A 24,733-nucleotide genomic window follows, 5' to 3' on the forward strand; every position below is an offset into this window, starting at 1 on the left:
CGTCAGGGTGACGGCCCCTGCAGAAAAATCGTCGATAGCGGCGGCAGCGTCAGTGACAGCGAGACCGGCCTGCCGTGGGCGGGCACGGGTTCGGTCGACACTGCGCCATTGACCAGGCCCGAGCCGCCATATTCCCGCGCATCCGTCGTCATCCGTTCGATCCACACACCGTCGCTCGGCACGCCGATCCTGTAGCCGTAACGCGGCACCGGCGTGAAGTTCGACATGACCAGCACCGATGAAGCACGATCGGGCGCATAACGGAGCATGCCGAGCACGGAATTGACGGCGTCGTCGGCTGCCGCCCATTCGAAGCCCTCGGGATGAAAGTCTCCGAACTGCAATGCCGGCTCGTCCGCGTAGAGGCCGTTCAGATCCTTCACCAGCCGCTGGATCCCCACATGCTGAGGCCGGTCCAGCACATCCCAGGTCACTGACCCGTCATGGTTCCATTCGCCGGGCTGGGCGACTTCACTTCCCATGAACAGGAGCTTCTTGCCGGGATGGCCCCACATGAAGGCGAGATAGCTGCGCAGGTTGGCGAATTTCTGCCATTCGTCGCCCGGCATCTTCGTCAGCAGCGAGCCCTTTCCATAGACGACCTCGTCATGTGAAATCGGCAGAATGAAGCGTTCGGAATAGGCATAGATCATTCCGAAGGTCATCGTGCCATGGGCATAGCTCCGGTAAATCGGATCCTTCTCGATATAGCTCAGGCTGTCATGCATCCAGCCCATGTTCCATTTGATATCGAACCCCAGCCCCCCTTGCTCTGGCGGCTTCGTCACGCCCGGCCAGGCCGTCGATTCCTCGGCGATCGTCATCGCGTGCGGGCAGCGCTCGTGAATGATGCTGTTCAGGTGCTTGAAGAATTCGACGGCTTCGAGGTTCTCACGACCGCCATATTGGTTGGGAATCCATTCGCACTCGTTGCGGCTGTAGTCGCGGTAAAGCATCGAGGCAACGGCGTCGACCCGCAAACCGTCGATATGGTAGCGCTCGAGCCATTCCAGCGCGCTGGCGATCAGGAACCCCTTCACCTCGTTGCGGCCGAGATTGTAGATCAGCGTGTTCCAGTCGCGGTGAAAGCCTTCCCGCGGATCTTCGTGCTCGTAGAGAGCGCTACCGTCGAAGCGGGCAAGCCCCCAGACGTCTGTGGGAAAATGGGCCGGCACCCAGTCGAGGATGACGCCGAGCCCGGCGCCATGGCACCGGTCGATGAAATAGGCGAAATCCTCAGGCGTCCCATATCGGCCTGTCGGAGCGAATAGACCGAGCGGCTGATAACCCCAGGAGCCGCCGAACGGATGCTCCATGATCGGCAGCAGCTCGATATGGGTGAAGCCCATGTCGGCGACATAGGGAACCAGCCGCTGGCTGAGTTCGACCCAGTCGAGCGACCTGTTGCCGTCCTTTAGATCGCGAAGCCAGGAGCCGGCGTGCACCTCATAGACGGAGAACGCGCCCTCCAGCCTGTCTTGCCGGGACCGGTCCTTCATCCAACCGTCATCAGTCCATCGAAACGGCGTCGACGAGGCGACGATGGAGGCGGTGGACGGAGCGGCCTCACTTGCCCTCGCGACCGGATCGGCCTTCTGCGGCAGGCAGGTCCCCTCAGCATCGACGATCTCGAACTTGTACCTTTCGCCGGGGGCGAGGCGCGGAATAAACAGCTCCCAGACGCCCGCCGACGGTCTCAGCCGCATCGGGTTTCGCCGCCCGTCCCAGGCGTTGAAGTCGCCGACAACCGAGACGCGGCGCGCATTCGGAGCCCAGACGGCGAAACGAACGCCTGATATCCCGTCGATCGACATATCAACCGCGCCGAGCGTGCGGCTCAGACTATAGTGAGTTCCCTCCGATATCAGATGAAGGTCGAGCTCTCCGAGCAGCAGACCGAAACTGTAGGGGTCCTCGGTGATCTGAACTGCATCCGGCCATGTGATCCGCAGCCGGTATCCCGTCCTCGAGGCGGCCGCCGCCGCAAACAGGCCGGACGGGTGGGCGATGCTGAACGGCGCCACCACCCGGCCGCTCGTCGCATCGATGAGATCGACCGCTTCCGCGCCGGGCAGATACACCCGCACGATCGTCATGCCACCGCTTCGGTGAGGGCCGAGGATCGAAAACGGATCGCCATGACGCCCCTCGATCAAGGCCCATAGCGCATCCTGTCCGATGCCCGCCAGAAGTTCCGAGCGCTCAACATTCATGCCGTGACCCCCGCCAGACGCGATACGATTTCGGTAAGGCCGGATAGCGGGATCGGAAGCCATTTCGGCCTGTTGCGAGCTTCGTAGGCAATCTCGTAGGCGGCCTTTTCGAGAAGAAAGGCATCGAGAACCCTGCGTCTTTGATCGGGTGGCATGTCAAGCTCCTTCGATACGGAGACAGCCTGCGAATAGGCATCGAGAAAGGCCTCCTCGGCATTGCGCCCGAAGCGGGCGATCGCCTCGCGGCGGACTTCGTTCTCATGTTCGATGACCGCGTCGTTATCGAGCTGGGCGGTGGCCACGAGATAGCTCAGCGATCTCAAAAGCCCGGCGACATCACGCAGCGGGTTCGTCTTGGCGCGGCGCTCGGTCAGGTTTTTCGCAGGCTCGCCCTCGAAGTCGATGATGACGGCATCACCCTCGCTGACAAGGATCTGGCCAAGATGGAAGTCGCCATGCGTGCGTGTCATCAGCGTATGGCGGGCGCTCTCCGCCAGCATCCCGGCGAGCTCTGCGAGTTCGGAACGACGCTTGAGAAGCGGCGTTGCGAGCAAGTCGATTGCAGGGTCGGCATTCTCGTCGCGTTCATCGAGCTTCGACATGGCATAGGCGAGCTCCCCGGCAACGGCCTTCCTCATCGCCTCGACCTCGCTGTCGCCGGCAACCACCGGGCTGAAGGCCTCGTCCCCGGTCTTCGCAGCGAGCACGACATGCAATTCGCCGAGCCTGAGGCCCACCATCGCGACGAAACTGATCAGCGACCGGAAGACGTCGTCGTCTGGTTGGACCGCCGGATCGTTCAGCACCAGTTCGTCGGCCCCACGGCGCAGATTGTTCAGCATCCAATTCCAGGCGTCGCCCTGGTTGCGGATGGCCCCCTGGACGATGATCAAGGTGGAACGGCGTCCGCTGGAATCGGTATGCGCGACCTCGCCGAGCAAGGGCGCCGTATGGTCATAGCCGGCGCGGGTGAGATAGCGCGTCATCTCGACTTCCGGATGGATGCCCGGGAAGATGTGCCTGATCAGTTTGATCATCGCTACGTCGCCGACGAGCAGCGAGCTGTTGGACTGTTCAGCCGATAGCCAATGCACCGGCAGCTCGCCTGAAATATCGAGACTGTCGAGCTGTTCCGTCCCAAGGAATTCGAGCGTGCCGGTCCGGCCGGTGGTGCGCGAGCGGTCGCGAAGTCCGTGCAGAATGCCGCGCGCCATCGCCTCCACGGCGAATCCATCTGTGAGGAAACCGACGCGTCTACCTTGGCGAATCCTCCCAAGCGCAAGCTGTTGGGCAAGCGCGGAAGGGTGCGCATCGTCCCAGGCGACCGCGAGCGGCAGTTGGTAGGATTCGCTGTGGTTCGGCAGCACGACCTCCAACTCGCCGAGGACGACGCCGTCGGCGAATGGGATTGGTGTCACGGAGATCAGTCGGGCGGCCTGAAGCGCCTGGTCCTTTGCCCCGAACCATCGCCGCCTAGAGAGATAGGCGGGCAGGATTTCGCCGCTCAGGATGCGTGCATGACCCGGTTCATCCACGAGGTCGAGCAGGCTACGCCGGATGACCATCGTCAACAGATCGGGAAGCTGTTCCGGCGGTGCGGTGCGCCACGCCGGCGGGTCGGCATCAGCCGTCAGCTGGAACCAGAAGAAACCGTAGGGCGGCAAGGTCAGGAGATAGGTCAACTGGCCGATCGGCGGAAACGGCGACATGCCGGTCAGTTCAATGGGAACGCGCCCCTCGAAGCTCGACAAGTCGAGTTCGACGGCCTGGGGCAACCTTGAGAGACTTGCAACACAAAGCAAGACCTCGCCTTCATACTCCCTGAGATAGGCAAGGATCTTGCGATTCTCCGGCGAAAGGAACCGCAGCGTGCCACGCCCGAAGGCGGGATGCCTGCCGCGCAATGCCAACATTCTGCGCGTCCAGTTGAGCAGCGAATGCGCGTCCGTGCTCTGCGCCTCGACGTTCACGGCCTCAAAACCGTACAGCGGGTCGGCGACGGGCGGCAGGACGAGACGCGCCGGATCTGCCCTGGAGAAACCGCCATTGCGGTCCGGAGACCATTGCATCGGCGTCCTCACCCCATCCCGGTCGCCGAGATAGATATTGTCGCCCATGCCGATCTCGTCGCCATAATAGATCACCGGTGTTCCCGGCATCGAGAGAAGAAGCCCGTTCATCAACTCGATCCGCCGGCGGTCGCGCTCCATCAATGGCGCCAGACGCCGCCTTATGCCGAGATTGATGCGGGCACGTTTGTCGGATGCATAGGTCTCCCAGAGATAGTCCCGCTCGGCGTCGGTCACCATTTCGAGCGTCAGCTCGTCGTGGTTGCGAAGGAAGATCGCCCATTGGCAATTGTCGGGAATCTCCGGCGTCTGGCGCAGGATATCCGTGATCGGAAACCGATCCTCCTTGGCGATTGCCATATACATGCGCGGCATTAGCGGGAAGTGGAAGGCCATGTGGCATTCGTCACCCTCTCCGAAATATTCGCGCGTGTCCTCCGGCCATTGATTGGCCTCGGCAAGCAGCATCACGCCGGGATGGGTGGCATCGAGCGCGGCGCGTATGCGTTTGAGGATCGCGTGGGTTTCCGGCAGGTTTTCGTTGATCGTCCCCTCGCGCTCGACGAGGTAGGGGATCGCGTCGAGACGAAAACCGTCGATGCCGGTTTCCAGCCAGAAGCGCATCACCCTCAGCAATTCCTCCATGACAAGGGGACTGTCGAAATTGAGGTCGGGCTGATGGGAATAGAAGCGGTGCCAGTAGTAGGCGCCGGCGACGGCGTCCCATGTCCAGTTGGACTTTTCCGTATCGATGAAAATGATCCGCGTTTCCGGAAATTTCTGATCGGTATCCGACCAGACGTAGAAGTCGCGCTCCGGCGACCCTGCCGGCGCCTGGCGGGCGCGCTGGAACCAGGGATGCTGATCGGAGGTGTGGTTGATGACGAGCTCGATGATCACGCGGATATTGCGCTGATGAGCGGCATCGACGAAAGCCCGAAAGTCCTCCACTGTTCCGTAATCGGGGCTGACACTGCCATAGTCGGCGATGTCGTAACCGTCGTCTCGGCGCGGAGAGGGAAAGAAAGGCAGGAGCCAGATGGCGTTGACGCCGAGGGCTGCGATATGATCGAGCTTCTGGTGCAGGCCGGCGAAGTCGCCGACCCCGTCGCCATTGGCATCGTAGAACGACTTGATGTGCAGCTGGTAGATGATCGCATCCTTGTACCAGAGCGGCTGCTGCGCGCTATCTGCATTCATCGTGTCCATTCATACCTCCCTTGAGCGAATACGCCAGATCGCATAGGGCAGGACCTCAGGATTGAGACTGATGCTCTGCCATTTGCCGGTCCACTTGAAACGATGCCCGCCGATCAGATCTTCGGCATCCAGCGTGCCGCCGTCTCCGAGCGACCACTGCCAGAGCGGCAGCTCGACGTCGCTTTGTTGGAAATTGTGGGGGTCGAGGCTGATGGCGATCAGCAGGACATTGTCGCGGGCACGGCTTGCCTTCTCGAAAAACAGGATATTGTCATTTCGCGCATTCAGCAGCGTCAGCCCGAGATGCGAATGCAGCGCGGTGTTTTCGTTCCGGATGCGGTTGAGCGTCCTGATTTCGGCGATGATATTGCCCGGCCGGTCGTAATCCCAGGCGCGGATCTCATACTTCTCGCTGTCGGCATATTCCTTGCGCTTGGCATCGGGACGCCCCTCGCAAAGTTCGAAACCGTTATAGACGCCCCACAATCCCGAAAGGGTGGCGGCAAGTGCTGCGCGGATCAGGAAGGCCGGGCGCGGCGCATTTTGCAGGAAATCCGGATTGATATCATGCGTGTTGACGAAGAAATGCGGGCGGAAGAATTCCTTCGGCGCCGTCTCCGTCAGCTCCCGCATATATTGCTCCAGCTCCCACTTGGCATTGCGCCAGGTAAAGTAGGTGTAGGACTGGGAGAATCCGATCTTTGCCAGCCGGTACATGACCTTCGGCTTGGTGAAGGCTTCCGAGAGGAAGACGACATCGGGATGGCGGGCCCTGATATCGCCGATCAGCCATTCCCAGAACGGAAAGGGCTTTGTGTGCGGATTGTCGACGCGAAACAGCTTGACGCCCTGGTCCACCCAAAGCTGGACGACATCCCTGAGCTCGACCCATAGCGAAGGCAATGCATCTATTGTGTAGAAATCGACGTTGACGATGTCCTCGTATTTCTTCGGCGGGTTCTCGGCATATTTGATCGTGCCGTCGGGGCGCCAATCGAACCAGCCGGGGTGCTCTTTCAGCCAGGGGTGATCCGGCGAAGCCTGGATTGCGAAGTCGAGAGCAATCTCCAGGCCATGCCGGCCTGCCTCCTCCACCAGCCGGCGGAAATCCTCGAACTCGCCGAGCTCGGGATGGATAGCGTCATGGCCGCCGTCCTCGGAGCCGATGGCATAGGGACTTCCGGGGTCATCCGGCCCAGCTTTCAGGCTGTTGTTGCGGCCTTTCCTGTTGGTCGAGCCGATTGGATGAATCGGTGGGAAATAGAGCACGTCGAAGCCCATGTCGCGGATGGCCGGCAGTCGCGGGATGACGTCGTCGAAGGTGCCGTGCCGGTCCGGATCGCCGCTCTGCGAGCGCGGGAAGATCTGGTACCAGCTGGCAAAGGCAGCCTCCTTGCGTTCGGCATCGACGGCGCTTGCCGTCGAGCGAAGCCGAAACGGCCGCCTGTCCGCCTTGTTCATCAATTCGGATGTTTGGGGATCGAGCAGAATTGCCGTGCGCTCGGCATCGGACGCTCTTTCGAGACTGTCGCCGAGGGCCTTCAATTCGGCATTGAGCGTTGCGCCAGCATGCACCTCAGCCGAGCGGATGAGGTTCAATCCCTCCTGGAGCTCGAGCTTCAGGTCCAGCCTGGCATCGTTCTTCTTTGTCAACTCGTAGCGGAAGATCGCAAACGGGTTCTTCCATGCCTCGACGGCGAATTCGTAGCGTCCGGTGCGTTCCAGCAGGAATTCGGCGCGCCAGCGGTCGTTTTCGACCAGTTGCATCTCCGTCTCGTTCCAGTCTGCCGCATCGAGCGGCCGCCAGAGCAGGACCGCGGCGATCGGATCGTGGCCGTCGGCGAATATATCGGCCTCGACGGTAAGGATGTCGCCGACCACCCGCTTGACGGGAAAGCGGCCGTCATCGACCCGCGGCATGATGCTCTCGATCGCGAGGCGCGGCGAAGCGACGGCCTGCTCGATATCGAGGATCGGCCGCGATGTGATCGGCGCCGGCGCCTTGCCTTCGATTACCAGGGTCTCCCCTGCTCGCAACCGCAGAGCCGTACCGTCGGCTGCGACGGGAAGAAAACCGGAAGCCGCTTCGCGAAGTGCGGTTACCGGAGCGGGCGCACTTTTCCGAAGGTCCCTGTTGAGCAGGATGAACCGCACATTTTCGGTGCTGCGAAGGTCTTGCGCCGCCGATTGCAGCAGCGCTGAGACCGGTCCGTTGGCGTTGCGGATGAGCCGCAGCGATGCGGCACGCGCATGAGGGTTCTTGCCGATCTCAGTGTTCGCAAGGCGAATTTCGGAGGAGATATCGAAAGTAAGATCGTGGCGCAGCCCCCGCAAGCCGGCTCCATTCCCATGGGTCGGATCGAGCGGCGCGGCTGCGCCATATTCGAAGCCCATCGGAACCATCAGGCCGCCGCCGAGTGAGGCAGCCAAGCGCAGTGCCCTTATGGCGCGCCGTTCGAGGATTTCGCGACTCTCGGTTCCGTGGGCGACCCTCCTGGCAAAGGGCGGCTCCGGAAAAGCGATCTGCCAGCCAAGCTGCGTCTGGACGCGGTGTTCTTCGATGAACCATCTCTCATCAAAATCCCACCAGGCCATCGATGAAAAACATCCGTCGAAGCCTGTATCCTTGACCGCGTCCCTCACCCCGAAATCAGTGCCGGGCGTCCAGGCGAAAAAATGGACGTCCGCCTTCTCGCGCACCGCCGAAATCAGCGATTTGAAAGCCGCCGGCGCAATGCGATCGATCCCGAGCGCCCGATAGCCGGCGAGGCCGAAACCGGCCAACCCTCGCAGTCGTTCGGTCCATTCTTCCAACAGCCGAGATTGAGACTCCGCCTCCATCACGGTCATCGGTTCCGCCGGATCCAATGGCGAGCGCCTCGGATCGACCGGGCGAAAGCCCGCCTTGGGATCCCGGGCCTTGCCGTCGAGCATCAGGTCCATCATCAGGGCGACGCCGCTCTTGCGGGCGGCCTCCGCCAGGCGTCCCAGCCCATCCTCGACTGTGCTTCCGAGCGACAGTTGAGGATCGAGACGATTCAGATCCTGGGAGGCAAAGATACTGCGCTCCCCGCCCCGATCGAAGAGAGGTGCCGTCAGCACACGATCGAAACCGGTATCCGCAGCGTGGTCGAAAGCCTCACGCCACGCATCGATACCCTGAAGAAGGAGTGGATTGACATAATAGATCCGGGGTGGGGTGCTCAACACACCCTGGTTTGGAGAGAATGACATCGGCCGCCGCTCGAGTTTGGTTTGAAGGCAAACTTCCGTTGGCCGCGGTTGTTCCACTGAAACTGCCATTCGCGATGCGCAGACATCGTCGACCGCACTGGCGCGGGATCGATAGGACCCGCTCCGTTCGCGCATCAAAGGCCCTGGATTCCGCAGACGAGCCTTGAAATTTCGTGACGTATTTGGATAGTCTTCCGCGTCCAGGGAGGGTGACCCATTCCGCACAGTTCTGAAAGAGCAGGCGCCCGAACGGGACTTGATATATCCGAATGAATCACTGCGATTGCAATAGAGGCGACCAGACGTGAATCCATCGGTGGAATTGTGTTCATACCCCGAACTCGATGATCGAATCGTGATCGTCAGGGCGGGAGACGAAGTTGATGCCGTGTTCGTCCGGACCCAGAGGTTCAACGTCCTGATCGATACGCTCGGAACGCCCGAACTCTGCAAGGCGGCGCTGGACCTGCTCGAGGTACAGACGAACACCCGTCCGCTGATTGTCATCAATTCGCACATGGATTGGGATCATTTCTGGGGGAATGCCGCCATTGCCGGGCGCGCTCCGATTATCGCGCATGCCGCCGCGCTCGACCGTTTACGCGACCCTTCCGCACGCGAAGTCCTGAGGGACAAGGCGAGCCAGGAGTCGAGGTTTCGGAATGTCGACCTCATCGGTCCCGATATCACGTTCGCAGGCTCGATGACCCTCAACGGCGGCGACCTGACACTGGAGCTCATTCATACACCTGGACACACGCCCGACCATATCGCCGTATGGATTCCCGAACTTCGCATCTGCCTGGCCGTCGATGCGGTGGAATACCCCGTTCCCGAAGTCTGGAGCAAAAATGCAGACGACCTCCGCTTGATCCGTTCCTCGCTCGAGCGGATACGTGGCCTGGATGCAAGACTGGTCATCCCGGCGCACGGCCGGACCTATTCCCCTTCGGCGGTGGATGAGAACCTCGCCTATTTCCAAGCCCTGGCCGATCGTGTCGGCAGCTTGAGCAAGAGCCAGCTGGCGGATCCGCAACTCGACGGTTCAAGCGGCCTGCGGCTTGAAGACTTCGTCCCCATCCCCGACGGAATGCCTTCCGACGTGGTGGCTTTCTATCGGAAATGCCATGAGACAAACCTCGGCGCCACGGTTCAAGCCCATATCGAAGAGGCCGGACAGTGAAATTGTTGGGGGGCGGGCGAGCTGGGCAGATCTGGCGTGACGGCAACACCGTGATCAGGCCTGCCGGCGCATGGACGCCGACGGTGCACCGGTTCTTGCGCCATCTCAGGAGCAGAGGTTTTCCGGGAGCGCCGGATCCCATTGAGATAACCGGAAACCAGGAAGTCGTCAGTTATGTCAGCGGGCGCGTCTGCGAAGACCTGAGCGACCAATTTGTCGGATCGGAGCGCATGCTGCTTTCCGCAGCCAAGCTTCTGAGCGATTTTCATTCGGCATCTCAAGGATTTCTGGAAGTGGATCGCGAGGTCCAGACATGGATGTTGCCGCCACAGGAGCCACGCCAGATCATATGCCACGGCGATTATGCGCCCTATAACGTCGCCACGGCAGGTCATGCGGTTGTCGGGATCATCGATTTCGATACCGCCCATCCCGCGCCGCGCCTATGGGATCTGGCCTATTCGGTCTACCGCTGGGCGCCGCTTTCCGATCCTGCCAATCCTCATGTGACCTTCAGCCTCAACGAACAGCTGCGGCGAGCGGAACTCTTCTGCACGGCATATGGAGCGACGAAGGAAGAACGGCTCCAGCTCCCCGAGATGATTTGCTGGCGGCTTCAGGCGCTCGTCGATTTCATGCTGGCGAGTGCGGCCGCTGGAGATGAGACGTTCGTGGAGGACGTGGTTGCCGGAGACGCCCGGCTCTATCTCAGCGATATGGACTATGTTCGCAGCCATCGGGATCGGCTGCTGAAGGCCTTGTGCTGACGTATCTTCGCCAGCCCGGATATTCCGTCTGCCCCCTACATCACATATCTATAGCCACTTCTTTCGACGGAAGAAACCGAAGAGGCCCAGGCACAAGGTGACGATGACGCCAAGCACGACGAAATAGCCGTACTGGAATTTCAGCTCCGGCATATCGTTGAAATTCATCCCGTAGATACCGGCGATCGCGGTGGGAACGGCGAGGATTGCCGCCCAGGCGGCGAGCTTGCGGGCGATCGCCGTCTGCTCCGTCTGGCCGATCATCACGCTGGCCTCGAAGGCGAAGGCAAGGACCTCGCGCAGCGCATCGATATCTTCCTGAACCCGGCGCACGTGATCGGTCACATCGCGAAACAGCGACTGGAGTGTGGGATCCATGCCGGGAAGATCGATATGCTCGTACCGCCGACAGACGTCGACGAGGGGCACCACGGCGTTGCGCAACCGCAGCAGCTTACGCCGCAACAGGTAAAGCCGCTCGATGTCGGACTTTTCCAGCTGTTCGCGCAGCACCAGATCCTCGAGCTTCTCGACTTCCTCCTGCACGACCTCGATGACAGGCATGTAGTTGTCGACGATGAAATCGAGGATGGAATAGAGAATATAGTTCTCGCCGTGGGCAAGTGCTGCCGGCGTGGCCTCGCATCGCTGCCGCACCGCCAGATAGGAGGACGAGTCGCCGTGGCGGACGGAGACGACGTAACCGCGACCGACGAACAAGTGCGTTTCGCCGAAGACGATTTCGTCACCCTTCATATGGGCGGTCCGGGCGACGATGAACATCGCATCCCCATAAATCTCCAGCTTCGGGCGCTGGTGAGGCTGTGCTGCGTCCTCGATCGCCAGGGCATGGAGATTGAACTCGGCCTGAACCTGGTGCAGCAGCACTTCATCCGGCTCGTGCAGGCCAATCCAGACGACGGCATTGTCCCGGCTTCGCCATTCGCCGGCCTCTTCTATCCTGATGTCGCGAATGCGTTGCCCATGCTGGTAAACGGCGGCAGCCACGACGCCCGGCCGTTCGTACGGAGGCGATGTGGAACCGCCACCTGCCCGCTCACGAGCACTCTCCAAATCCTTCAGCCGTTCCAAATCCAGCTATCCTCTCCATTCGCGCGCGGGATCATATATCCGCGGGCCAATCCTTCGCCGGTCAGGCGCTCAGCCGATCATAATGCTATTTCGTAAAACATGCATCACCGCGTCGGTGCGGGTCTGACCAGCCGCCTTCATCATGGCCAGGCGCCCAGGCAACATCACGTGTCCGTGGAAATATCGTCCCAATCCTGATCCATGTAGCCAATCAGCCAGTTGAGGGCGTAATGCCGTTCGTAGACCACGCCCTTATCCAATCCGGCAGGTGGCTCCTCTTCCTTCAGCCGCGCATTCACGGCGGCCCAATCGTAGCGGTAAATGAGGTCGGCGGCGTCCAGGAGTTCTTTCTGCGGACGAAGCTTGGCGCGACGCATCAGCCCGTCCGTCCCCAGTTCGCGCAGCGTGTTCGCAATGAATGGCACGTCGCAAATATGATCGGGACGTTCGAGATCGGAGCTGATCCCGAGCGCCCACAACATGACCTGCACACCCTCGTAACGCCAGGCGAAGTTCGTCCGGTCCTGATCCGTGGGATCGGGATCGTCCATGAACGCCCGTTCCTTCGGGGTGAAAAAACTTGCCGCGTCGAACTGCCGGATGAGAGCCTGACCCATTTCGTGGTCGCCGGTCTCGCCTTTCACGGCGACGATCGCAAGCGCAATCGTGCGCTGAACGACAGCCTTTGTATTTCGGCGGGTGCTCTCGCTCTCGGGCTCGATGGTCGGCAGATGATCGATGGTCGGCACGCCTTCCGATTGAAGCTGGGCGATAGACCGAGCTTTGCGTGCCCCCGCTTCGTCGGCGGGTTGCGAAACGGCCGCCTGCATCGGAAGGATCCATGCGAAAAGGGCGGAAAATATGCGCTTCATCATTTCTGGCTCGTGTCATCCCTGACGCCGCATCGATAGGCATTTTCCTGCTTTAGCGGGAGCCCGAGCACGAAGGCGGCGGCGATTTTCCGGAAAACTGGTAAACGGCTTTTTTACATATGGAACAAATCGTTAAATTTTTTTCGCTACAAAAGTCCTTGGCCAACCGGTATGAAGCCGGCGTTCGATGAGGACTTTCGATGCGTCGTCCAAACATAAAATCGAGCTTGCTATTGATTTTCAGCGGCATTGCTCTTCTTTTCGGTCTTGTCGCCTATCTCGCGGTCGACGGTCTTCGAAATACGAACGGCTCCACTGAAGAAATTGCGACCCATTGGCTGCCGAGCGTTCAGGCTTCGCAGGCGATCAATCTCTCCAAGACGAATTTGCGCCTCGCCTATCGTGATCACATCATCGCGCAGTCGGATGCGGAAAAGAAAACACGCGAAGACGCCATTAAAGTCGCCGAGGATGCAGTCGGCAAATCGGTGGACGCCTATCTTCTGCTGGCTTCATCCGACCATGAGCGTGAACTGATCAGGACGATTAAGGACAGTGTTGGAGGCTACATCGCCAGCAGCTCGCAGCTGCTCGCCCTTTCCCGCGCCAACAAGACCGAAGAAGCCGGGCAATATCTGGGCGGAGAGATGCGCTCCTATTCGGACAAGCTCAAAGAAGCCACGACGACCCTGGTCGAATTGGACGTCAGCGGCAGCAACAAGGCGGCCGAACTCAGCAAGCAAACCTTCGATTCGATAGAGTTCTATCTGCTTGCGGCGATCGGCGTTGCTGGATTGCTCGTTCTCGGCGCCGTCGCTTTCGTGCTGACGGGCATCGCCAATCCGATTACCGGGATCACCGCCTCGATGCGGCGGCTGGCCGAGGGAGACACAGATTCGGAGATTCCATTTGCAAACCGCGCCGATGAGATCGGATCGATGGCGGGAGCGGTGGAGATCTTCCGCCAGGCCGCGATCACCAACAAGCGGATGGCAATCGAAGCCGACGAAAACCGCAACAGGGCGGAGGCCGATCGCCTTGCCGCCCAGGAGCAGGCGGAAGCCGACGCCTCGGAGCGGTTGCGCATTGCCACCTCGGGTCTCGCCGCCGGTTTGAAGCGGTTGGCGGCAGGCGACCTCGCCTTCCAGCTCAACGAGGCCTTCGCGCCGGACTTCGAAGCGCTACGCCATGACTTCAACCAGTCCGTCACCCAACTCGGCGCGACGCTTAGAGCTATTTCCGACAGCATCGGTACGATCGACGAAGGCACGCGGGAAATTTCTTCCGGGGCGAGCGATCTTGCAAAGCGCACGGAGCAGCAGGCAGCTTCACTCGAAGAGACAGCGGCCGCACTGGAGGAGATCACAGCGAACGTGTCGAACTCCAGCAAGCGAACCGAGGAGACGCGCACGGTGGCCACGGAGGCAAATCGCAGCGCCGGGGTCTCCGCGGAAGTCGTTTCCCACGCCGAAGAGGCAATGGAACGCATCGAGACCTCGTCGCAGCAGATTTCCAACATCATCAGCGTCATCGACGAAATCGCGTTCCAGACCAACCTTCTGGCACTGAATGCCGGCGTGGAAGCGGCAAGAGCCGGCGAAGCCGGCAAGGGCTTCGCGGTCGTCGCCCAGGAAGTGCGTGAACTCGCCCAGCGCTCGGCAAGTGCTGCCAAGGAAATCAAGGGCCTGATCCAGAACTCCTCGAAAGAGGTGGAAGGCGGGGTCAAGCTGGTGCGCGATACCGGCCAGGCCTTGAAGACCATCGGCGGCTTCATCACCCAGATCAATCACCATATGGATTCGATCGCCACCTCTGCGAAAGAGCAGTCCATCGGACTCAGCGAAGTCAATGTCGCGGTCAACCGGATGGACCAGACCACGCAGCAGAACGCAACCATGGTGCAACAGTCGACCGCGGCATCCAATTCTCTCGCGCAGGAAGCCCAGAAGCTTCGCGAACTCATCGCCCAGTTCAGGCTCGACGATGCGGTCAGTCAGTCCTCGGCTCTTCGCTCGACGGCGAGAACCATGGCGCAGCCCGCAGCCCGTGCAGCCGTGCATGCGGTTGCCGCTCGCCGCTGAAACGGACGGCGACAGGAAACCCCGACATAAAAAGGCGCCCGGCGATTGCCGGGCGCTTTTCATTCGGTCAGGACGCGAAGGCCGGTTTGCGCCGCGCGCCCATTCTCAACACGAAATAGATCGCCCCGCCGATGGCGACGCCGAAGAACCAGCCATAAGTTCCCCACCAGTCCGGCAGGATGGTGGTGAAGGTCGGCAGGATCGAGGAGAAGAGCACGCCCACCGCGAATGCGATGAAGGCATTGCCGTGCCATCCGCTCTGGAACCGGAACTCGCCATTCTCATGATAGAGCGCTTCGACGTTCAGCTGGCTTCTCCGGATGAGATAGTAATCCACCATCATGATGCCGAAGATCGGTCCCATCGTCGATCCGATGAAATTGACGAAATGCGCAGCACCCGTCTCCCACGGAGCAAACGGGTAAAGCACGAGAGCGATCAATGCGGCGATATATCCACCGCGTTTGAAGTTGATTTGGCGCGGGAAGACATTGGCGAAGTCGAAGGCCGGCGACACGAAGTTCGCCACGACGTTGATGCCGAGCGTTGCGATCGCGAATGTCAGCGCCGCAAGCAGCGCCAGGAACCAGCTGTCGAATTTCGCCGATATCATTTCGGGATGCAGCAAGACCTCGCCATAGACCGTAAATGCGGCCGTGGTGGTGACGCCTGCAACGAGGCAGAAGGCCAGGAGGTTGATCGGCAGGCCCCAGAGATTGCCTTTCCGCAGCGCCTTCTCGCTCGTCGCGTAACGCGAGAAATCGCAGAAGTTCAGGTAAAGCGCTGCGAAATAGGTGATCCAGGTGGCGGCCACGGCGGCAAGGGCTGCAAAGGAGCCAGGCTCGCCCGGCACGCCGGCATCCTTGGTCTTTTCGATCAACACGTCGCGCGGGATCTCGGAACCGAAGGAGAAGGTGCCTGATTTGACGACCAGATAGACCGCGAGGATCAGCATCATGATCCAGACGGCGGGACCCGCCCAATCCTGGAACTTGCGAACTGTTTCCATCCCGCGCTGAATGATCAGCAGCTGCAGACCCCAGACGATGACGTAGCAGATGAGCTCGAGGGTCGAGTGGCCGAGCATGTGGCTGTTTTGATGAAAGGCAAGCAGGCTGTCGTTGCGGATCAGCAAGGCAACGATCGCGCCGGATGCGGCGGCGGTCTGCGCCCCGTACCAGAAGCAGGCAACCACCGCCCGGACCAGTGCCGGAACATTCGCCCCGAACGTGCCGAAGGAAGCGCGCGCCAGAACCGGAAAGGGGACGCCGGTACGCACGCCGGCATTGCCGACCAGGCTCATCAGGCAGAAGATGACCAGCGATCCGATGCCGATGGCGATGACGAAATTGACGAAGCTGCCACACAGCAGGAACAGGCTCGCCGCCAGATAATAGCCCCACAGGCTGTGGACGTCTGACGTCCAGACGTTAAAGATGCTGAATGCACCCCATTTGCGCTCCTCGGCGGGTGCAAGATCCTCGTTGTACAACGAGGGAGACGGATTTCGTACGCTCATGAATGCCCTCCCATATCCTCAAGGTCAATTTGACCACAGGCAAAAGTCTGCTCTCCATTTGTGCATCTGACAATTTAATAGTCACATTATACACATCTCTTGGCGATGCCTGAGGATTAGCCATCGCCGCTCTTACCTCAGTCCGGTCATTGCGAGCCGACGACACGCCCGGCCAGACGAAACGGACTTGCGACCGCGGCGCCGGCAGCATCGAAGACATAGGCGCCGACGTCGCCGGCGGTCGACCGCCTGCCGCTTTCGAAGGAGGCAAGCTGCGCTCCGAACTTGGCGAGCGATGCGTAGCGGTCATGCCCCAGCCCGTCGGATGCCTGGATCGACGTGATGTCGATGACCCGAAGCCTCTCCTTCAAGGCAGCCTCCCTGATGACGGGATCGTCAATATCGAGGCGTCCGACGCGCGCCCGCTCTCCCGCTATGAAGCTAGAGGCCACCAGCGCCCGGTCGTCCTTCGAAACGAGAAGAGATATCGGGATCGGCATCCGCCCGATATCCTTCAGCTGGGAGCGGAAAACATCGACGTCAATGTCAGGGGCCGCCAGGATCACCGCCAGTTTGCCGATGACGTCGTCGCGATGCTGCAGTTTGAGCTGGCGCACCGTTTCCATGACCAGGAATCCGCCCATGCTGTGTCCGAAAAGGATGATGCGTTTCACCTTTCCTGAAGCCGAGAGTGACGTGACAAGCGAGTCGAGGTCGCTACGCGAGGAGAGAGCCGCATCGCGGTCGGCGACATAGCCGGCGACGGCTGCGGCCGAAGGCCACGAAAACAGAATCGGAGAGCCCGGAATGTTGGCGTCCGCGGCGATCTGCGCAGTGCGAAACAGCGCCTCCTGATAGCTATAGTTATAGCCATGCACGAAGATGCCGACAGTGCCGTCGGACTGCGTAGAGTGGAGCGCCTCCTCTACGAAGGCGTCCTTTGCAAGCTGCTTGCGCCTGATGACGGCAAATTGGCGTTCGGGATCCGGCCTCGAGGTCGGATAGGTGATCGCGGTGTCCTTCCGGCCGGGAGGGACCGAAAACGCATATTGCTCGTAGGTGAGATTGTCAGCCCAGGTGCTGCCGAACCCGCCGCGTGCGGTGTCGAGGCTCCTGTTCGTCGCAGCGAGCACATTCACCCGGCTTGGGGCGGCGTCATCAGTGTGAAGCGATGCATTCAGATGAGCTGGGTGAACGGGCTGATGGACCGGGTTCAACACATCGGGCGACGGTCTCGTGGCGCAACCGGCGAGCATCGCCAGGCCGATTGCGACCAGCATCGCCTTGGCTCCCATCGGAAACCCGTTCAAACGCTGTTCCGTCATCGAGCTCTCTCCTCGGAGACCAGGATATGCAGCGGCCGCCGCGGCGGCCGCATGCGATGGACGTCAAAGCCCATGCTCATGCCTTTGCCGCGGCTTCGGTCTGAACGCCTTCATCCCTCGGGATCCTGAACCACGCGACGTAGAGCGCAGGCAGAAACAGCAGGGTGAGCGCGGTTCCGACGACGATGCCGCCCATCATGGCGTAGGCCATCGGCCCCCAGAAGATCTCGCGCGAGATCGGGATCAGCGCCAGCGTGGCCGCCGCGGCCGTCAGCATGATCGGCCGCATGCGGTGTTCAGTAGCCTCGACGACCGCCTGCCAGGGCGCCATTCCTTCGCTGCGCAAATGCTCGATCTGAACGACCAGGATGACGGAGTTGCGGATCAGGATGCCGATGAGCGCGAGCACGCCGAGGATCGCGACAAAGCCCATGGGGGCGTTGCTGAGCAGCAGCGCCGCGACGACGCCGATCAGGGCTGTCGGAGCAACGGCGAACACCAGGAAGAGCCGGCTGAAGCTTTGCAGCTGGATCATCAGGATGGTCGCCATCACAAACAGCATCAGCGGAGCCACAGCCGCGATCGGCCCCTGGGCATCGGCGCTGGATTCGACCGCGCCGCCCACTTCCACCTTGTATCCCACCGGAAGGCCTTTCTGGAATTCTTCGACCTTCGGCTTCAACTGGTCGACGATCGTGGCCGGTTGCGTCGGACCAACGACGGCCGCCTTGACCGTTATGGTGGGTTGCCTGTCGCGACGCCAGATGGTCGGCTGTTCGAGCTCGTAGCGGAAATTCGCCACGGCGGAGAGCGGCACGACCTTGCCGTTGGAGGTGGAGAGCTGCAGGTTCTGCAACGTCTGGATGGAATCGCGCTCGGATGCCCTGGCGCGGCCGATGACGTTGACCAGGTAAATGTCGTCTCGAACCTGGGTGGCCGTCGAGCCTTCGACGATGCCGTTAAGCGCGGTAGCGATGTCTTCGGAGGATACGCCGAGCTGGCGCGCCTTGTCCTGCAGGACATCGACCTTCACCACGCGGGACGGCTCGTTCCAATCCAGGACCATGTTCGCCAGAAGCGGGTGCGATCCGATGACGCCGGCAAACTGCTGGGAGAGGTCGCGGACCTTTTGAATATCGGGGCCACTGACCCGGTACTGGACCGGTTTGCCGACCGGCGGACCGATGTCGAGAAGCTTCACGAAGGCGTCGGTGCCGGGGAAGGTTTTCGTCAGATAGTCCTGCAGTTCTGCCCGCACCTTGTCACGCACGTCGAGTCCCTTGGTGACGATGATCGTCTGTCCGAACGACACGTTGGGCGTCTGCACGTCAAAGGACAGGATGAAGCGCGGCGCGCCCTGGCCGACATAGGTCGTCCAATGATCGATATCCTTGTTGTCGGCCAGCATCTCTTTTTCGAATCTCGCCATCTGCCTGTTGGTTTCGGCGATCGAACTGTTGTGAGGGAGGTTCCAGTCGATGATGAGCTCGGGCCTGTCCGAATTGGGGAAGAACTGCTGTTGCACCAGCCCCATGCCGCCGACGGAAAGGCCGAAGACGCCGACCGTCAGAATGATGGTGACCCAGCGCCAACGCATCGCCAGGCCCAGGAGCCAGGAGAAGACGGAGGCGAAGCGGCCCTTCTTCTCATGATGCGATTTCATGGTCTTCGGCAGGATCGTGACGCCGAGAAGCGGGGTGAACAGCACCGCCACCACCCAGGAAACGATCAGCGAAACCGCGATGACCACGAAAAGCGTGAAGGTGAATTCGCCCGCCGCGCTGTCGTTGAGACCGATCGGAATAAAGCCCGCAACCGTGACGAGCGTTCCCGTCAGCATCGGAAAGGCGGTCGACGTGTATACATAGGTGGCCGCCTTTCTGAGATCATCGCCCGCCTCCAGGCGGGCCACCATCATCTCGACGGCGATCATGGCATCGTCGACAAGAAGCCCGAGCGCGATGATCAACGCTCCGAGCGAGATGCGCTGAAGCGAAATGCCGGAATATTCCATCACCACGAAGGTGATCGCCAGGACGAGGGGAATGGAGATCGCCACTACCATGCCGGCGCGAAGACCGAGGCTGATAAAGCTGATGACCAGGACGATGGCGATCGCTTCGAAGAGCGCCCGGGTAAATCCGGACACCGCTTCGTCGACGACGGCCGGCTGATCGGAAACACGGTGGACGTCCACGCCGATCGGAAGGTCAGCGACGACACGTTTCATCTGCGCATCGAGCCCCTCGCCGAACTCCAGAAGATTGGCGCCCTGCTTCATGCCGATCGCAAGCCCGATCGCAGGCTGGCCGTTGAACCGGAACAGCGCCGACGGCGGATCCACGTAGCCGCGTTTGATCGTGGCGACGTCGGTCAGCGGAAAGAAGCGGTCGTTGATCCGAAGATTAATCGATCTCAGACTTTCCTCGGACGTGAATTGTCCACTCACCCGCAATGCGATGCGCTCCGGCCCGGCGTCGACGAAGCCGGACTGCGTGACGGCATTCTGCGCCTGCAGGGTCTGGATGACCGACTGCTGGTCGATCCCGAGTGCTGCGATCTGGCGCGTGGAGAATTCCAGATAGATCGCCTCGTCCTGGGCGCCGACCACATCGACCTTGCCGACGTTGGGCACGGTCAGGACCTCGGAGCGGGCGTTTTCCACGAGATCGCGAAGCTGCCGCTGGGTAAGGCCATCGCTGGTGAAGGCGTAGATGTTTCCGAACACGTCGCCGAAGCGATCGTTGAAGAAGGGACCGACGACGCCGGTCGGGAAATCGCCCTTGATGTCGGCGATCATGTTGCGGATGCGCAGCCAGGTCGGAGCGACATCCTTTGCCTTGGTCGTCGGCAGCAGCTCAACGAAGACGGTCGTCTGGCCGGCAACGGTCTCGCTCTTGGTATAGTCCAGCGATTCCAGTTCCTGGAGCTTCTTCTCGATCCTGTCGGTCACCTGCCGCGTCACCTCTTCGGCGGAGGCGCCGGGCCACTGCGCGGTAATCACCATCGTCTTGATCGTGAAGTTCGGGTCTTCCTCGCGGCCGAGCTTCACATAGGAGAAAGCGCCTGCGAGAATGAAGACGATCATGAAGTACCAGACGAGCGAACGGTGTTCGAGCGCCCAGTCGGAAAGATTGAAGGACTTCACTGGCTGATCTCCTGGTCGATCCTAATGGCCTGGCCATCTTCAAGTTTATGCACGCCTGCCACGACCACCCTTTCTCCGGGTGCGAGCCCTTCGCTGACGCGGACGCTGCCGCCGTCTTCGACGTCGCCGTCGATCTTCACGCGGCGACGCGATACCTTCCCGGCAGGCGCATCGACGATCCAGACGCTCGGGCCGTCGCTGCCGACGAGGATTGCCGAGGAAGGCAGAACGATCTGCGGATCGGCGGCAATGGTTGCCGAGGCTGTGATGACCGAGCCGAGCCTGAAGGCTTCGGGCGGATTGGTGAGCGCGATCTTGGTCCTGCTCGTGCGGGTGGAGGTCTCCGCCTCCGGTGCTATTTCGCGCACGATCCCGGACGTGCGGATGGTGGGATCGAGTTGCAGCATCACCTCGAAGGGCGCGCCGATCTTCAGTTTCTGGGCGGCGGCCTGCGGGACATCGACGACGGCGTCGCGCTTGTCCGGCCGGGCGATGGTCACAACCGTCTGCCCGGCCGACACCACCTGTCCGACTTCGGCCGAGGTCGCCGTCACAACGCCATCGAATTCCGCCCGAAGCTGCGCGTAACCGTGTTGCTCCGTGGCCTTGTCGAGGTTGGCCTGCGCCTTGGCGACGGCGGCGGCCGCCGTCCGCTTTGCCTGCTCAGCCTCTTCGAGCGAGGCTTCGGTGCCGGATCGCGACTCCAACAGCGCACGCTGGCGCTGCTCGGTGGTCACTGCATTCCTGAGCTGGGCGTCGCTGTTCTCGACGTCGGACTGCGCGTTGCGCACGGCAAGCTCCAGCGCCAGCGGATCGATGGCGGCAACGACGTCATCCTTCTTGACGAGATCGCCGACATTGACGTTGCGGGCGATCATCCGCCCGAGAATCCGGAAGCCGAGTTCGGTCTCGATCGTCGGCTCGATCGTGCCGGTCAGGCCCAGGCTCGCGGCGGCCGTCTGCTTGACTGTCATCGACAGCACGGGACGAGGCGCTTCCTCCTTGCTTTCCTCCTGCGGTGCGCAGGAGGAGATCAGGGCCGTGCCCACCATCAGAGCGACTATGTTGAGACGAATACTCACTTGGAAGCTTCCTTGACATAAGACACGATTTCACCCGGCCTGAGGAACTTGGTCCCATCGGCCACCACGACCTCTCCTTCCGACACACCCGCCTTGACGATAAAGCTGCCGGTCTCGTAGCCGGCGACGTCGACCGCTCGGACCGAAACCGCGGACGATGCGGGATCGACGATCCAGACGGCCGGCTTGCCGTCCTTGGATGTCATGGCGGACCAAGGAAGCTGGATGACGTCCTGCGAGACGTAATTGAACCTTCCGACGACGGGAGCACCGAGAGGGATCGGAGCGTCGCTCGATATCGCGACCTTGACCTTGATGGTTCCGGTGGAGGAATCGATCGTCGGCGAAATCTCGCGAACCTTCGCCGCGATCTTCTGCGTCGGGTCAGACAGAAGGGTCACGGTGCCGTCGCCGTCGATCGGGCGCAGGAACGCACTTTCGACCACCTCAAAGACGGCATCCCGGTCGCCGTCATGGGCAAGCGTGAAGACGACCTGGGCGGCCTGCGCCACCTGCCCGACCTCGGCATTGCGGGCGGTGATCATCCCATCGGCGTCCGCCTTCAGCTCCGTGTAAGACAAGGTGTCCTGAGCGGTTTCCAACAGCGCCTGCGCCGACTTCGTCGATGCCTGCGCGGTCAGAAGCGCCTCCTGCGCCTGGTCGAGTGCCGCACGCGTCGTCACCTGCGTTCGAAACAGGCTCTGCTGGCGGTCGTATGCGAGCTGCGCCTGGGTCTGCTGCGCCTCAGCCGACTGAAGATTGGCCGCCGCCACATCCAGGTCGGCCTTCTGTTCTTCCGGATCGATCCGCGCGAGGAGCTGCCCCGCCTTCACGGATTGTCCAACTTCCACCAGCCGCTCGATGATCTTGCCGCTGACGCGGAAGGACAAATCGGTCTGAACCCGCGCCCGCACTTCTCCTGTGACCGCGCCGCCCTGGACTAGCGGCTCAGGCTTAGCGACGATGACGCCGACCTCTCGTGGGGTTGGCCCAATCGGTCTGCTCTCATCGCGGCATGATCCGAGACCGATGGCGCATATGATCGCTGTGGCGACCAGAATGGTTCTCATAGTTGACCTCTTGCTCTCAACGGCTGCTGCTATATAATTGACTGACCACTTAGTCAATGAAACTTTGCGTCGCAGGGAGAGAGCGCACGCAACAGGTTGGAGGATCAAAAAATGACAGCCCAGAAGAAGCTCACACGCTCTGAACAGAAGGCGCTGCGACCCATCCAGATTCTCGATGCCGCCTTCGAGGAATTCGTGAGATGCGGTTTCACAGGCACGAGGGTCGAAGACATCGCCGACAGGGTCGGCGTCACCAAGGGTACCGTCTATGTCTACTTCGAGACGAAGGAAAAGCTTTTCGAAGCCATGATCAACCATTTCTCCGTGCCATTTCAGGAACTGCTGGGGATCACCGCGAGCCTCAGCGGCAGCGCCACCGACCGGCTGATCTCCATTCTCGGCCTGCTCTACGAGCAAATCGCCGAGGATCGCACGACCCGCGAGCTGACGCGGCTCGTCATTGCGGAAGGACACCGGTTCCCCGACCTGATCGACCGCCACCACGATCAGTTCATTGAGCCGATCATCACCAAGGTCGACTCTCTCATTCTAGAGGGTGTGGCGTCAGGGGAGTTTCGCGAAGTTCCGGTGGAATTCTCCGATATCGTGGTCGCGCCCATCCTGACGACGACAGTTCTGCGGCTGATATTCGACGACCGCCGCGTACCCACTCCCAACAAGGAGGCCTTCCTGCGGGTCTATTTCGACCTGCTGCTCAATGGCCTGCTTGCCAAACCTCACTGATCGTCGAATGACGAAAAATACCGCGCCAGGCACGTAGCTTTTCTCAAGTTTTTATGTGAAAACATCAAGTTAGCTATGCCTTCAAAAGCACGACCTCAATTCGCGACGGAAAAAGTGGAACGCAAAGTCAATCTCAAGGATGTCGCGCGCGATGCGGACGTGTCGCTGAGCACGGCCTCGCACGCGCTCAACGGGACCGCGCCGCTGACGATCGAGGTGCGCGAAAGGGTTCTGGATTCAGCCAAACGCCTGGGTTACCTCGACCGCCGGAGGAAGAAGGCGACGATTGCGGCCTTGCGCGTCCTGCTTCTTGCGATTCCCGACGATGCCGCACCGGAGAGCGATCTCAATCTGGTGAGCTGGACGATCCTCAACGGTCTTCGCAGGGAGTGCGAACGCCGCGGCATCAGGATCGTACCCTTCGTCAGCACCCGCCGGCGTATCGACGGCGCTCAGGTCAGGCAGATCGCGCTGTCGGAACGTGCCGACGGCATCGTGGTCCTGAACGATGATCAGCCGGAACTGATCCGAAGCCTCGCCTCCCCTGATATGCCTGTTGTCATCGTCAACGGAGAAGACCCCGCCATGCTGGTCGATACGGTCACCCCCGAAAACCGCTTCGGAGCGCGGCTCGGCATCGAGCACCTGCTGGCGCTCGGGCATCGCCGCATCCTGCATCTGACCTGGAAGGGCCGCACGACGATCCAGCGCCGATATGACGGCTTTTCCGACGCCTATCTTGCCGCCCAGCTTCCGGTGCCTGACGATATGATCGTCGAGGCCGAGGGATATGAGCCCAGGCACGGCGAGGCTGCCATCAACGCGCTGCTCGACCGCGATCCCACGGTGAAAGGCGCGACCGCCGTCTTCTGCGCGGCCGACAATCTGGCGCTCGGCTGCCTGAAGGCATTGGCCGATCGTGACATACGCGTGCCGGAAGCGATTTCGGTCCTGGGGTTCGACGATATCGTCCCCGGCGAATTCAGCCGTCCACCGCTTTCGATCGCCAACGATCCGCAGCGGCCGGCCCATCGCCTGGAACTCGGATGCCATCTCGTCCTGCGCGGCAGTATCGCACCGCCGCGCTCCTAGAGCATGACGCCGAAAACCGTTCACACTTTTCGGCGTCCTTCT

At 61.2% G+C, this 24,733-nt stretch carries 15 protein-coding genes; 5 read left to right on the forward strand and 10 right to left on the reverse strand.

Annotated features, from left to right (window positions below; translation table 11 throughout):
* Nucleotides 1-2: 2 nt before the first annotated feature.
* Genes glgB through G9X67_RS31370 form a run of 3 tightly spaced genes read right to left on the reverse strand, consistent with a single transcriptional unit; the run spans nucleotide 3 to nucleotide 8,716 of the window.
* The gene (glgB, locus tag G9X67_RS31360; protein WP_171600462.1) at nucleotides 3-2,213 is read right to left on the reverse strand and encodes a 1,4-alpha-glucan branching protein GlgB; all 2,211 of its coding nucleotides are present in this window, start codon (nucleotides 2,211-2,213) and stop codon (nucleotides 3-5) included.
* Entirely contained in the window at nucleotides 2,210-5,491 is a 3,282-nt protein-coding gene (gene treS / locus G9X67_RS31365; RefSeq protein WP_171600463.1) for a maltose alpha-D-glucosyltransferase, read from the reverse strand. Before treS ends, glgB begins: the two co-directional genes overlap by 4 nt.
* Nucleotides 5,492-8,716, reverse strand: coding sequence for an alpha-1,4-glucan--maltose-1-phosphate maltosyltransferase (locus G9X67_RS31370; protein ID WP_171600464.1), 3,225 nt, complete (start codon nucleotides 8,714-8,716; stop codon nucleotides 5,492-5,494).
* Between the two features lie 304 nt (nucleotides 8,717-9,020).
* Here G9X67_RS31370 and G9X67_RS31375 point away from each other — a divergent pair, with 304 nt between their 5' ends.
* Nucleotides 9,021-9,899, forward strand: a complete 879-nt coding sequence (locus G9X67_RS31375) for an MBL fold metallo-hydrolase (protein ID WP_138388773.1) — start codon at nucleotides 9,021-9,023, stop codon at nucleotides 9,897-9,899.
* Nucleotides 9,896-10,666 carry a phosphotransferase gene (locus tag G9X67_RS31380; RefSeq protein ID WP_138388772.1) on the forward strand — a complete coding sequence of 257 codons (771 nt, stop codon included), beginning with the start codon at nucleotides 9,896-9,898 and terminating at the stop codon, nucleotides 10,664-10,666. Before G9X67_RS31375 ends, G9X67_RS31380 begins: the two co-directional genes overlap by 4 nt.
* A gap of 48 nt (nucleotides 10,667-10,714) precedes the next feature.
* Here the strand turns inward: G9X67_RS31380 and G9X67_RS31385 are convergent, their stop codons facing one another.
* Both G9X67_RS31385 and G9X67_RS31390 read right to left on the reverse strand, forming a co-directional pair.
* Nucleotides 10,715-11,758: a magnesium and cobalt transport protein CorA gene (locus tag G9X67_RS31385; protein WP_171600465.1), complete on the reverse strand. Its 1,044-nt coding sequence runs from the start codon at nucleotides 11,756-11,758 to the stop codon at nucleotides 10,715-10,717.
* Between the two features lie 164 nt (nucleotides 11,759-11,922).
* On the reverse strand, nucleotides 11,923-12,633 hold the full coding sequence (locus G9X67_RS31390) for a DUF4272 domain-containing protein (protein WP_171600466.1): 711 nt from the start codon (nucleotides 12,631-12,633) through the stop codon (nucleotides 11,923-11,925).
* Nucleotides 12,634-12,830: 197 nt separating this feature from the next.
* Here G9X67_RS31390 and G9X67_RS31395 point away from each other — a divergent pair, with 197 nt between their 5' ends.
* A complete protein-coding gene (locus tag G9X67_RS31395; RefSeq protein ID WP_171600467.1) occupies nucleotides 12,831-14,711 on the forward strand; it encodes a HAMP domain-containing methyl-accepting chemotaxis protein in 1,881 nt (626 codons plus the stop codon).
* Nucleotides 14,712-14,778: 67 nt separating this feature from the next.
* Here the strand turns inward: G9X67_RS31395 and G9X67_RS31400 are convergent, their stop codons facing one another.
* The 5 genes from G9X67_RS31400 to G9X67_RS31420 all read right to left on the reverse strand — a co-directional run bounded on the left by G9X67_RS31400 (nucleotide 14,779) and on the right by G9X67_RS31420 (nucleotide 22,855).
* Nucleotides 14,779-16,230: an NCS1 family nucleobase:cation symporter-1 gene (locus G9X67_RS31400; RefSeq protein WP_138388768.1), complete on the reverse strand. Its 1,452-nt coding sequence runs from the start codon at nucleotides 16,228-16,230 to the stop codon at nucleotides 14,779-14,781.
* 146 nt (nucleotides 16,231-16,376) lie between these two features.
* Nucleotides 16,377-17,555, reverse strand: a complete 1,179-nt coding sequence (locus tag G9X67_RS31405; protein WP_138388767.1) for an alpha/beta fold hydrolase — start codon at nucleotides 17,553-17,555, stop codon at nucleotides 16,377-16,379.
* A gap of 76 nt (nucleotides 17,556-17,631) precedes the next feature.
* Nucleotides 17,632-20,703: an efflux RND transporter permease subunit gene (locus tag G9X67_RS31410; protein ID WP_171600468.1), complete on the reverse strand. Its 3,072-nt coding sequence runs from the start codon at nucleotides 20,701-20,703 to the stop codon at nucleotides 17,632-17,634.
* Nucleotides 20,700-21,785, reverse strand: coding sequence for an efflux RND transporter periplasmic adaptor subunit (locus tag G9X67_RS31415; RefSeq protein ID WP_171600469.1), 1,086 nt, complete (start codon nucleotides 21,783-21,785; stop codon nucleotides 20,700-20,702). Before G9X67_RS31415 ends, G9X67_RS31410 begins: the two co-directional genes overlap by 4 nt.
* Nucleotides 21,782-22,855 carry an efflux RND transporter periplasmic adaptor subunit gene (locus G9X67_RS31420; protein WP_171600470.1) on the reverse strand — a complete coding sequence of 358 codons (1,074 nt, stop codon included), beginning with the start codon at nucleotides 22,853-22,855 and terminating at the stop codon, nucleotides 21,782-21,784. The genes G9X67_RS31415 and G9X67_RS31420 overlap by 4 nt, the downstream gene beginning before the upstream one ends.
* Before the next feature lie 111 nt (nucleotides 22,856-22,966).
* On the opposite strand from G9X67_RS31420, the gene G9X67_RS31425 reads away from it, so the two are divergent.
* Both G9X67_RS31425 and G9X67_RS31430 read left to right on the forward strand, forming a co-directional pair.
* Nucleotides 22,967-23,599, forward strand: coding sequence for a TetR/AcrR family transcriptional regulator (locus G9X67_RS31425; RefSeq protein WP_171600471.1), 633 nt, complete (start codon nucleotides 22,967-22,969; stop codon nucleotides 23,597-23,599).
* A gap of 75 nt (nucleotides 23,600-23,674) precedes the next feature.
* Entirely contained in the window at nucleotides 23,675-24,691 is a 1,017-nt protein-coding gene (locus tag G9X67_RS31430) for a LacI family DNA-binding transcriptional regulator (RefSeq protein ID WP_171600472.1), read from the forward strand.
* Nucleotides 24,692-24,733 lie beyond the last annotated feature (42 nt).

The sequence above is a fragment of the Rhizobium sp. WYCCWR 11152 genome, assembly GCF_013087615.1.
GTDB lineage: Bacteria > Pseudomonadota > Alphaproteobacteria > Rhizobiales > Rhizobiaceae > Rhizobium > Rhizobium indicum.

What these genes read in the sequence shown, in the direction of transcription:
- G9X67_RS31370 (WP_171600464.1), bottom strand. Translation starts at nt 8,716, where the DNA reads ATGTCATTCTCTCCAAACCAGGGTGTGTTGAGCACCCCACCCCGGATC.
- G9X67_RS31390 (WP_171600466.1), bottom strand. Translation starts at nt 12,633, where the DNA reads ATGATGAAGCGCATATTTTCCGCCCTTTTCGCATGGATCCTTCCGATG.
- G9X67_RS31405 (WP_138388767.1), bottom strand. Translation starts at nt 17,555, where the DNA reads ATGACGGAACAGCGTTTGAACGGGTTTCCGATGGGAGCCAAGGCGATG.
- glgB (WP_171600462.1), bottom strand. Translation starts at nt 2,213, where the DNA reads ATGAATGTTGAGCGCTCGGAACTTCTGGCGGGCATCGGACAGGATGCG.
- G9X67_RS31400 (WP_138388768.1), bottom strand. Translation starts at nt 16,230, where the DNA reads ATGAGCGTACGAAATCCGTCTCCCTCGTTGTACAACGAGGATCTTGCA.
- treS (WP_171600463.1), bottom strand. Translation starts at nt 5,491, where the DNA reads ATGGACACGATGAATGCAGATAGCGCGCAGCAGCCGCTCTGGTACAAG.
- G9X67_RS31420 (WP_171600470.1), bottom strand. Translation starts at nt 22,855, where the DNA reads ATGAGAACCATTCTGGTCGCCACAGCGATCATATGCGCCATCGGTCTC.
- G9X67_RS31395 (WP_171600467.1), top strand. Translation starts at nt 12,831, where the DNA reads ATGCGTCGTCCAAACATAAAATCGAGCTTGCTATTGATTTTCAGCGGC.
- G9X67_RS31430 (WP_171600472.1), top strand. Translation starts at nt 23,675, where the DNA reads ATGCCTTCAAAAGCACGACCTCAATTCGCGACGGAAAAAGTGGAACGC.
- G9X67_RS31425 (WP_171600471.1), top strand. Translation starts at nt 22,967, where the DNA reads ATGACAGCCCAGAAGAAGCTCACACGCTCTGAACAGAAGGCGCTGCGA.